This is a genomic window from Desulfosporosinus sp. I2 (assembly GCF_000960765.1).
Lineage (GTDB): Bacteria > Bacillota > Desulfitobacteriia > Desulfitobacteriales > Desulfitobacteriaceae > Desulfosporosinus.
Genome location: NZ_JYNH01000171.1, coordinates 1 through 9,349 on the forward strand (window position 1 = coordinate 1; position 9,349 = coordinate 9,349).

General features: G+C 38.7%; 11 protein-coding genes and 2 pseudogenes. 12 read left to right on the forward strand and 1 reads right to left on the reverse strand.

The features are described from left to right. Window positions 1-182 precede the first annotated feature (182 nt). The 8 genes from UF75_RS22865 (at window position 183) to UF75_RS22895 (ending at window position 5,809) form a co-directional block, all read left to right on the forward strand. A complete protein-coding gene (locus tag UF75_RS22865; protein WP_045576839.1) occupies window positions 183-716 on the forward strand; it encodes a cysteine hydrolase family protein in 534 nt (177 codons plus the stop codon). 73 nt (window positions 717-789) lie between these two features. After that, the gene (locus tag UF75_RS22870) at window positions 790-987 is read left to right on the forward strand and encodes a hypothetical protein (RefSeq protein WP_045576840.1); all 198 of its coding nucleotides are present in this window, start codon (window positions 790-792) and stop codon (window positions 985-987) included. A 119-nt stretch (window positions 988-1,106) separates the two neighbouring features. Beyond that, window positions 1,107-1,373, forward strand: a complete 267-nt coding sequence (locus tag UF75_RS30475) for a hypothetical protein (RefSeq protein WP_242860397.1) — start codon at window positions 1,107-1,109, stop codon at window positions 1,371-1,373. Then, entirely contained in the window at window positions 1,373-2,182 is an 810-nt protein-coding gene (locus UF75_RS22875) for an EFR1 family ferrodoxin (RefSeq protein ID WP_242860398.1), read from the forward strand. The genes UF75_RS30475 and UF75_RS22875 overlap by 1 nt, the downstream gene beginning before the upstream one ends. 193 nt (window positions 2,183-2,375) lie before the next feature. Beyond that, window positions 2,376-3,059 (forward strand): hypothetical protein, encoded by a 684-nt coding sequence (locus tag UF75_RS22880; protein ID WP_045576841.1) that lies wholly within the window; start codon window positions 2,376-2,378, stop codon window positions 3,057-3,059. A gap of 223 nt (window positions 3,060-3,282) precedes the next feature. Further along, a complete protein-coding gene (locus UF75_RS22885) occupies window positions 3,283-3,960 on the forward strand; it encodes a 4Fe-4S binding protein (protein WP_242860399.1) in 678 nt (225 codons plus the stop codon). A gap of 358 nt (window positions 3,961-4,318) precedes the next feature. After that, window positions 4,319-4,891, forward strand: a complete 573-nt coding sequence (locus UF75_RS22890) for a DUF3795 domain-containing protein (RefSeq protein ID WP_197079509.1) — start codon at window positions 4,319-4,321, stop codon at window positions 4,889-4,891. Between the two features lie 459 nt (window positions 4,892-5,350). Further along, window positions 5,351-5,809 (forward strand): GNAT family N-acetyltransferase, encoded by a 459-nt coding sequence (locus UF75_RS22895; protein WP_045576843.1) that lies wholly within the window; start codon window positions 5,351-5,353, stop codon window positions 5,807-5,809. Window positions 5,810-6,050: 241 nt separating this feature from the next. Here the strand turns inward: UF75_RS22895 and UF75_RS22900 are convergent, their stop codons facing one another. Next, a complete protein-coding gene (locus UF75_RS22900) occupies window positions 6,051-6,296 on the reverse strand; it encodes an AbrB/MazE/SpoVT family DNA-binding domain-containing protein (RefSeq protein WP_045576844.1) in 246 nt (81 codons plus the stop codon). Between the two features lie 206 nt (window positions 6,297-6,502). On the opposite strand from UF75_RS22900, the pseudogene UF75_RS22905 reads away from it, so the two are divergent. The 4 genes and pseudogenes from UF75_RS22905 to UF75_RS22920 form a co-directional block, all read left to right on the forward strand. Then, window positions 6,503-7,425 (forward strand): annotated as a pseudogene (locus tag UF75_RS22905) (TIGR01777 family oxidoreductase). 167 nt (window positions 7,426-7,592) lie between these two features. Then, complete coding sequence (locus tag UF75_RS22910; RefSeq protein ID WP_045576845.1) at window positions 7,593-8,036, forward strand: DUF3888 domain-containing protein; 444 nt, start codon at window positions 7,593-7,595, stop codon at window positions 8,034-8,036. Between the two features lie 316 nt (window positions 8,037-8,352). Beyond that, entirely contained in the window at window positions 8,353-8,733 is a 381-nt protein-coding gene (locus tag UF75_RS22915; RefSeq protein ID WP_197079510.1) for a hypothetical protein, read from the forward strand. A gap of 240 nt (window positions 8,734-8,973) precedes the next feature. Further along, window positions 8,974-9,349 (forward strand): annotated as a pseudogene (locus tag UF75_RS22920) (IS200/IS605 family accessory protein TnpB-related protein); the annotation flags it as partial.

The following is a 9,349-nucleotide window of genomic DNA, read 5'->3' on the forward strand; positions in this document are numbered from 1 at the left end:
GTAGTAACCCGACGTCGCAAACCCTCAGAACGTTATACGACACCGTACGCAGTAGGTCACGAGTTATGGGGCGATTTTCTAAAGAATAACTTTTAAGCTATTCGCATTAGTATTTTAAGACGAAGTAAAAATTATTTATATTTTGAAGTGAAAGGATGAGAGCATAGAGTAAAAGTGTTTTGATGGTTGTAGATGTTCAAACAGCATTGGTTAAAGAACATCCGTATAACGAACAGAAAGTAATTGATAATATCAAAGAACTTATTTCTATTGCAAGAGATAATGAAAAAGAAGTGTTATATGTACGCCATGATGATGGAAAGGGTGGAGAATTAGAGTATGGCACTGATGGATGGCAGATTTATGCTGACATAGCCCCTAACAATAGTGAACTAATCTTCGAAAAACAGTTTAATAGTGCTTTCCACAAAACTGGATTAAGGGGGTATTTAGAAAGTAAAGAGATAGATACCATTATACTGGTAGGACTTCAAACAGAATATTGTATTGACGCTACTTGTAAAAGTGCATTTGATTACGGATATAAAGTAATTATTCCAGAAGATACAAACACAACTTTTGATAATGAGTATCTATCTGGTAATAAACTTTATGAGTTTTATAATTACAAGATTTGGAATAAGCGTTTTGCCAATGTTATACCAGTTGAGGATGTAATAAAAATTTTGCAGAAAACTGATAAATTTAATTATTAGTAATTTAATTCATATTCTTCTTATTATGTATAGTGAGATCATTGGGAGGACATAAGGGGTGTAGCAGCTGTGCATGCGCGGATCCGAGGGGCGTACGGCATCGTACAACACGGTATTTGCAACACTAGCAATGATGGATGCGGTTGGGACGCGTCGCAAATACCCACAACGTTATCTGAAAGTCGGCGGAAAGAAAAGAAAAAAAATAGCCGCTGGGGCTACTTTGGTGGGAAAACTTCGTCATGGGTTCCGATTACATAAAGCGTGTTAATCTGATCGTTTCAGATAATTCACGACACTAGAGAATGATGAATGTGGTTAGGACGCGTCGGGAATTCTCGGGACGTTAGACGACATAGCTTGGTCTTTATTGGTAGAAGGAGGTGGGGTATGAATTATTGGTCAATGGCAATATTTTTCATGAGTGGAACAGGAAACTCTTTCCGAGCGGCTACATGGATGACGGAAATAGCCAACAAAAAAGACATAAGCTCACAACTACACCAGATTTCCAGATTCTATAAAAAATCTGATTTTGGAGGAGAATCTAACGACTTGTTAGGAATGGTATTTCCAACACACGGGTTTACAGCACCTTGGCACGTAATTAGGTATACTTTGCGCTTACCACATGGAAGGGGAAACATGCTTTTGTAGTGGCAACAAGAGCTGGGACTAGAATTGCAACGATTCCGTTCCCAGGTTTGGAAGGTACTGCAGGTTATCTTATTGCACTCATACTAATTTTAAAGGGTTACATTGTTCGGGGAGTCATGGGGCTTGATATGCCATCTAACTGGATGTCATTACACTGGGGTTTAAATTCTACAAACTCGAAGTTCATAATTGACAGAGCAAAGGTAAAAGCAGATTCTTTTTTGACAAACATTTTGGAAGAGAAAAAAGTGTTCAGGGGAATTCTATCTCTATTATTTGGTCTAATGCTGAGTCCTATTTCTTTAGCTTACCTAGTCATAGGGCGGTTTTTCCTGTCAAAGTTATTTTTCGCTTCAGGAAGTTGTACAGGTTGTGGATTATGTGCTAAAAGTTGTCCGGTTAAGGCAATAAAAATGGTAGGAAATAAAAAGTCTCGTCCTTATTGGACATTTGCTTGTGAAAGTTGTATGAGATGTATGGGCTATTGCCCTAACAAAGCAGTTGAAGTAAGCTACTCATTTGCAATTGTTTTATACTTTGTCGGAACACTACCAGTATCTTTCTACGTATTAAATGGATTAAGTAACATCATAACTATAGAACATTATGTTTTCTTAGTTAAGGCTCTGCTTGATTATATTTACATATTGGTTTCATTTTTTGTAGCCTACCTTATTCTTTCTTGGCTTATTAAAATTCCTTTGATCAACAAGCTTTGTACATACACAACATTTACACACTTTTATCGTCGGTATCACGAGCCTGACACATCACTAAAAGATATTGTGGCGAAAAAGAAAAATGACTAACTGGCGGGTTATGAGAGTGCAATTTGCCGCCACGTCGCCTAACAGAGGGTTTGCGACATCAGAGAGAATATGTATGTAGTAACCCGACATCGCAAACCCTCGGAACGTTATATGCCATAGTCCGTTTCGGAGCTTTCATTGAAGATTTATCATAATATAGATTGTAAATTTGAGAATAAAGTGGTGAAATAAATTGAAAATTACAAGGCAGGCAATAATTTCGGTACTATTAATTTTCTTCGCTATTTTTTTAGGACAAACTACTGAAACCGGATTTTCAATAGGTGACAAGATATTTTTGGGGTTAGGGATATCCCCATGGTCGAATGGTCAAACTGGGTTTCACTATCCTATAATAATCTATTTTGTTTTATTTATTATCGGATGTATTGAGGCAAGAACGGTGATGTCTCGTCGACAACTTATCGTACTATTACTTGTGTTATTTATAATAACTCCGTCGGCTGTGTCTCAAGTTAAAACGGTTTATTTTAGAATGCATAGCGGTCTAGCTACAGTTGAATATGACTTAATAAACAGTCATTTTAATATGAGAAGTTCAGTAGATAATAAGAATCTAGAGATAATTGGTGCAATTGCTCTTACCAATTATGGAAATAATCAAATAGATTTTGGTATTAAGATCCCATCAGATAGCTTTATTCTAAGTGAGTGGTTTTCACAGGATTTGATTTTGACAGGAGTAGAAAATTCAAAAGAGCCTGGAAATTTCATATTGCATCCGGGTGAAACGCGAACTTTTTTATCTTATACGACGATTCCATCGAATGGCTATAATGGGCAGGGAACAATGAATGGTCCAAATCTTATTCTGTTTACCGATAATGAAATTCGGAAGGTTGGAAATAATTATTGAATACCCTTCGAAGCCGGACTACAGCATATAACAGCGAATTCCCTAAATCTGAGAGGATATGAATGTAGTAACCAGACTTCGGGAATTCACGGAACGTTTGGCGACATTCGCGCAAGTTATATAAGTTCGAGGAAGATCATTAGTGCGAGAGGATGGGTGAGTTGTTATTACTAGGCAAAGAATCAGAAAAGCGTTGCTTTTAATTTCATTTCTTTTGTTTCCAGTGACTATTTATTATCTTTCGCCAGCGTTGATTATTATAGGTGCCAGCAAAGGTATTGTCGTTGGGAGCTTTATAGTTTTTGGTTCAATGTTCATAGGTTCTCTAATCTTCGGAAGAGGCTTTTGTGGTTGGCTATGCCCCGGAGGCGGAATTCAGGAGTCTTGCATGATGGTCGTTGATAAAAAGACGGCGGGAGGCAATCTTAACATTTTAAAGTACATTATTTGGGTTCCTTGGATTTTAAGTATTATTTTAGTAGCTATTAGGGCTGGAGGGCTTCATGCGATTAACTTCTTTTATCAAACCGATGGGGGCATATCTGTTTCAAATACTCAGTCCTACATTGTTTATTATTTTTTTGTAGCACTTATTGTCATATTGTCCCTTGCGGCCGGAAGGAGAGCCTTTTGTCATTATCTTTGCTGGATGGCGCCCTTTATGGTAATAGGGTCAAAAATCAAAACAGCACTCGGACTTCCTTCTCTGAATATTCATTCAAGTAAGGAAAACTGCAACAACTGTAAGTCCTGCGAGAGAGTATGTCCTATGAGCCTATCTGTTTCTTTAATGGTTCAAAAAGGAACAATGTCTAATACGGAATGTATCTTGTGTGGGCAGTGTATCGATACATGTAAAATGGAAGTACTAAGATTCACGTTTAGAAATAGGCCGAGGTAATTCGGGATTGTCTCTGGGGGCACGAACATCGCCTAACAGCACATTCCTAAAATCTGAGAATATGAAGGTAGTAACCAGACTTCGGGAATGCGCGGAGCGTTAGGCGACAGACCATGCAGAATGGCTTGATTGATTTTTAAGGGCTGGTCGTCCATGACCGGCTCTCAGTAATGGGGCTCTATACTGCATATAACAATAGATTCCCGCAAGGGTGCCAGATGTGGAACGTTTTATCGTGCAAAGGGCGCCCCATCCTTGGCACGGATGAAAAAATTCCTGTAAATACTCTCATTTTAGAGAAAGAAGCCGATAATAAGCTATAGGACATAACTGTCCAAACAAGTAAAAAGAATAGAATATGATGAAAGGAGTAGCCATGCAAATACAATACGTAGAAATCGGAATATGTGGGCTTTCTTGCAGGCTTTGCCCTAATTATCATATGGATACAAAAAGCAGATGTTTAGGTTGCAAAGGCGAAGATAGAACGGCTGTTGGATGTCCTTTCATCACATGTGCAATAAAGAAAAAGGAGGTTGAATTTTGTTGGGATTGTCAAGAAAGTATATCCTGCCAAAAATGGAGAAAGCATAGAGAAATTAGCAAGCAGTACGATTCCTTCAAGTGTTATCAAAAACTTAACGACGATATTGCCTTTACTCAAAAAAATGGTGTAGCCGAGTTTGAAAAGATGCAGAAAGTTAGAGAACAATTACTAAGAGAGATGTTGCAAGAATTTAATGAAGGGCGGTCAAAAAGTTATTACTGCATTGCAGCAACCGTTTTAGAGATTGATGAATTAATCGAGGCACTAAGCAAAGCTAGAAACGCTTCCCAAAGATTAGAAATCAAAGAGAAATCCAAACTACTCCATTCTATACTGAATGAAATTGCTATTCAAAAAAAGTATTATCTAAAGTTAAGAAAATGATGTATTACATTTTTTCCTTCGATTAACTGCGTGAAATATGCAAAATTTGTTTTGTAGAGCAAATTTAAGGCAGCGCCGTTAGAGGACGATGAATGTGATTGGGACGCTGCGGGAACATTGTGTTATCTGCTGTCCGTCGGGAATACCTGAGCAAAAATTGAAACATTCATTCCAACCCAGATAAACCGAAACTTTCAATCTTTCCCAGATATCCGAAACATGCATCCCATCTCTGAAATCCGAAGCTTTCATCTTGCCCGAGAAAGCAAAGATATTCAGATATTCTATCCCTATAAATCAAGACTAGGATTGCAGATAACAGAGGGTTTGCGACATCGGAGAGACTATGAATGTAATAACCCGACGTCGCAAACCCTCGGGACGTTATACGACAGGTGGCAATAAAAGAAATAATTTAAGTGAATATCGGTAAGGTTTCTAGAAAAGGGGAGAAGGTCTGTGGTCAACATTAGATTTCTAGAGGGTGGCGATGAGCTGCTAGAAAAGGTTGCTCCATTGTGGAAAAGGCTTAATGAGCATCACCAAAATATCTCTACACATTTTTCCCAACAGCTTCACCAAGTAACATTTGCCCAAAGAAAAGAACATTGGTTGCAGGAGACGAGGTCCGGACAGTTACGAATCGATTTGATTCAAACCGAAGATTCATACGAATTCATAGGATATTGTGTTACCATCTGCAACCAGACTCATGGCGAAATAGAGTCAATATTCGTGGATGATACCTATCGGAAAATGGGTTTTGGTCATCTGCTAATGCTGCGAGCACTGGATTGGTTGGATCGTCAATCTGTAAAAACTAAAAGCGTCAGTGTAGCTGTTGGAAACGAACGGGTTTTTCAATTTTACGAGCAATTTGGATTTTTACCAAGGGCAATAGTTTTGGAACAAATATAAAATAAAATTCCAATAACAAATAACCCAAAAGGTGGGGGAACTGTTTTGGTAATTCTTTGAAGCGCCACCCATCGTATAACAAGGTGTACCCGTAACTTGCAAAGGGAGACTCGTACTTCACAACGGAATACATCTACATAGGGTCCAATATATCATGGATTCGAGGCCATTGTTGATTTATGAAAGTTCCCGGAACGAAAAGAAAAATAGCCGCTTGGGCTACTTCGGTGGGAAAACTTCATCATGGGTTCCGATTAGCCGAATCAACATTATTTTTGGCTTCGATCATATCGTTTTGAGTAGTTTCGGACCAGAAGTACGCTTGGCTAGAAGGGACAACCTTCATTGGTTCAATAATAATTTTATTGTTATCTATCCGGATATCGAGTACATCGCCTTCATTAGTATTGAGTTGTTCTCTGATGTCTCTTGGAAGGCTTATAAGGTTTCGTTTTTGAACGAAAATCTTGTGGGAGGCAATTGACATGATTGTCACCTCTTTAATAACTATAATTACAGTAGATGCCTAATCACGTAATAGTGCAATTGTTAGAAGCGATTGTTTTGTTGGGGTTTCCTATGGAACGACGACCTTCAGATTACAACATTTTCCCAAAATCTGAGATAATATGGACGTAGTAACCAAACTTCGGGAATACGATGGACGTTATACAAATTTCGGAGGTGAGAAAGATGAATGTTTTAATATTTGGTGGGACGGGTTTTGTCGGAAGAAACCTTACTGAGGAACTGCTTACCAATGGATATAAGGTGCTCGTCGTAACAAGAAATCTCCAGAAAACTGCCAACGACTTTGGAAGTAAAGCGAATATAATTGAATGGGACAATCATTCCCCACTTTCTTCTATAAGCGAATTACAGGATACTGACGTAGTTATAAATCTTGCAGGAGAATCAATTGGTAATCGTAGATGGTCAAATTCAGTAAAACAGGAGATCTTGACTAGTAGGATAAGAACTACCCACGCGATTGTTTCTGCTATAAATAATCGCACTATTCAACCAAAAGTACTAATTAACGCTTCAGCGGTTGGATATTATGGACCTCGTCAGGATGAGGTAATAACTGAGATTGAAGAAGCAGGATCGGATTTTCTCGCTCAAGTTTGCCGAGATTGGGAAAATGAAGCTTACAAGGTCCAAGCGATTTAACTAGAGTTTCGATTATTCGGATTGGCGTAGTGCTGGGAAGAGAAGGGGCTCTTAACAGAATGATAATCCCTTTTAAATTCTATGTAGGCGGCCCGCTAGGTACCGGAAATCAATGGCTCTCATGGATACATATAACGGACTTAACAAGAATGATAAGGTTTGTAATTGAAAATCAAGAATTAACTGGACCAATTAATGCAACTGCTCCAGGCTCGGTAACCATGAAGGAATTTAGCCATGTATTAGGTGAAGTTATGAATAGACCATCATGGTTGCAAGTTCCGACATGGATACTAAAGGTAGCATTAGGACAAATGGCCGATATGTTATTACATGGGCAACGGGTCGTGCCAAATAAAATTATCGATGCTGGTTTCGAATTCCGGTTTAATAAGTTAAAGTCTACACTTGAGGATGTTTTTGGGGCACGGAACGGCGAATAACACGGGATTCCCCACACTTAACAATGATGAATGTGGTTGGGACGCGTCGGGAATCCCTGGACGTTCTACGACATATCGAGCAAAGGCGTGATCCTTGGTGCGGATGAAAAGAATTTCTGTGATTAGTTTGCGTTTTGCAGAGCTCAAAAATGGGTGGTGAGAACATCATGAAGAAGTTGATTTATTTACTGATAATCTGCGGTTTGCTTGTAGCTAATACAACGGGGTGCAGTAGTAAGGCTGAGCCTGGAGTTCTTAAAGCGGTAAATGGAAACGCGGCAACTTTTTCGGAAAGTACAAATAAGGCACCAGAACAATCAAAAGAGGAACTTTACCAGGACATTTTTGTCACACTTCTTGACCCATATATTAAAAAAGCGATAAATGATTACTATGGACAGTTTTTAACTACTTTGCCAAATTATTCACCGGAATATGTTGAAGTGATTGATATCACTAGACCAATGGGTTATCGTTCATTTTCATTTAAAATTAAACTTCAAGTAAAACCTTATGTTGGTCCGCATGTTGATATCGGTATGGACCAGCTTACTATTAGAGTGGGTTCAGGTGAAGGAGAAGCTAAGGTTGAAAGGTTTGAGCATTATTAAAAGTTATTATGATGAATTACCTCCAAATTTGAAGGGTATTCTTAAAAATGCTAATTAGCATACTGCGATACAATATATAAACTTGCAGCACTTAATTTCTCGTTTGTGATTTAAAGGGTTTGTCGGTGAATGTTTAAGCACGTCGTAGAACAGCGTATCACCGAAATCTGAGAGAATATGAAAGTAGTAACCAACTTCGGGAATACGTGGGACGTTATCTGAAAGGGCACCTATCAGGGCAAGTTTTTGGGTTTCATGATTCTGGAGTAAGATATGTAGCCTGTATGAAAATAACACGTTCAAGGAGTGCTTTTTATTGGAAAAATATAAAAATCCTAGTCACAACCTTTTAATGATCAAGGTCCTGCATACTGTCATTTGGGCATTCTTTGTTCTAATTATATTGTACATCCTATATACGGCAATTATAGACAGGATAGATATATTGACTTGGATCGCGATTGCTCTAATCGTGGTTGAGGGTATTATCCTACTTATTAACGGATGGCGATGTCCGCTTACCATTGTGGGAGAGAAATACACCGAACAGACTGATGTTGGATTTGACATCTTTCTTCCTAGGTGGGTGTCTAAGAATAACAAAACTATCTTTACGACGATTTATTCTATTGGGGTAATATTAGTTATATACAGATTACTGACAATGTCATTGTCGTTGAATATGCTGATAGACTAGCACGATTTGGCTTTTCCTATCTTAAGGAATTTGCCCAATCGTTCAATGTTAAAATTGAAGCGATAGAAAGTGCTAAAAAACTTCAACCCAACGAAGAAATGGTCAATGACTTAGTAAGTATCGTCACCTGCTTTAGTGCAAGGCTTTATGGTGCTAGAGGTGGTCGGAAACTTAAGCAAACGATTGTGCAGACCATAGAAACATTGGAGCTGGAGCGAGGTGAGTTCCACGAAGACCACGATGAAGGCGATTCTAATTGACCTCACAGTTGAGCAAAAAGCGCTCATTGATAATATGATGCTCGTTTTCGGTACTGCCCTTCGCTATTCCTTTAAGCGGCAGCTCGAAGGGCAAGCGATGGGTGAGTTGGAGAAAGTGGTAGCTAATAAATATCAGCTCAATATCCGACAGGCTAAAGATGCTGTTGAGTCAGCGAGACAGACTATTGCTTCGCAACACGAACTCGTAAAGCTATACTGCGGAAACTACCGCAAAAAAGTGGACGCTCTCGTTAAAAAATTAAAGTATCCCAATCTCTCTGAGCGTAAACGTAAAGCCTTAAGCTCAAAGTTAGCAAAACGACAACGGAAACTGGATTACTGGACAGCGTTCCTAG

Bases quoted from the DNA above. Each gene is read 5' to 3' on its own strand.
- UF75_RS22865 (WP_045576839.1), top strand. From the start codon at position 183: ATGGTTGTAGATGTTCAAACAGCATTGGTTAAAGAACATCCGTATAAC.
- UF75_RS22870 (WP_045576840.1), top strand. From the start codon at position 790: ATGCGCGGATCCGAGGGGCGTACGGCATCGTACAACACGGTATTTGCA.
- UF75_RS30475 (WP_242860397.1), top strand. From the start codon at position 1,107: ATGAATTATTGGTCAATGGCAATATTTTTCATGAGTGGAACAGGAAAC.
- UF75_RS22890 (WP_197079509.1), top strand. From the start codon at position 4,319: ATGATGAAAGGAGTAGCCATGCAAATACAATACGTAGAAATCGGAATA.
- UF75_RS22900 (WP_045576844.1), bottom strand. From the start codon at position 6,296: ATGTCAATTGCCTCCCACAAGATTTTCGTTCAAAAACGAAACCTTATA.
- UF75_RS22910 (WP_045576845.1), top strand. From the start codon at position 7,593: ATGAAGAAGTTGATTTATTTACTGATAATCTGCGGTTTGCTTGTAGCT.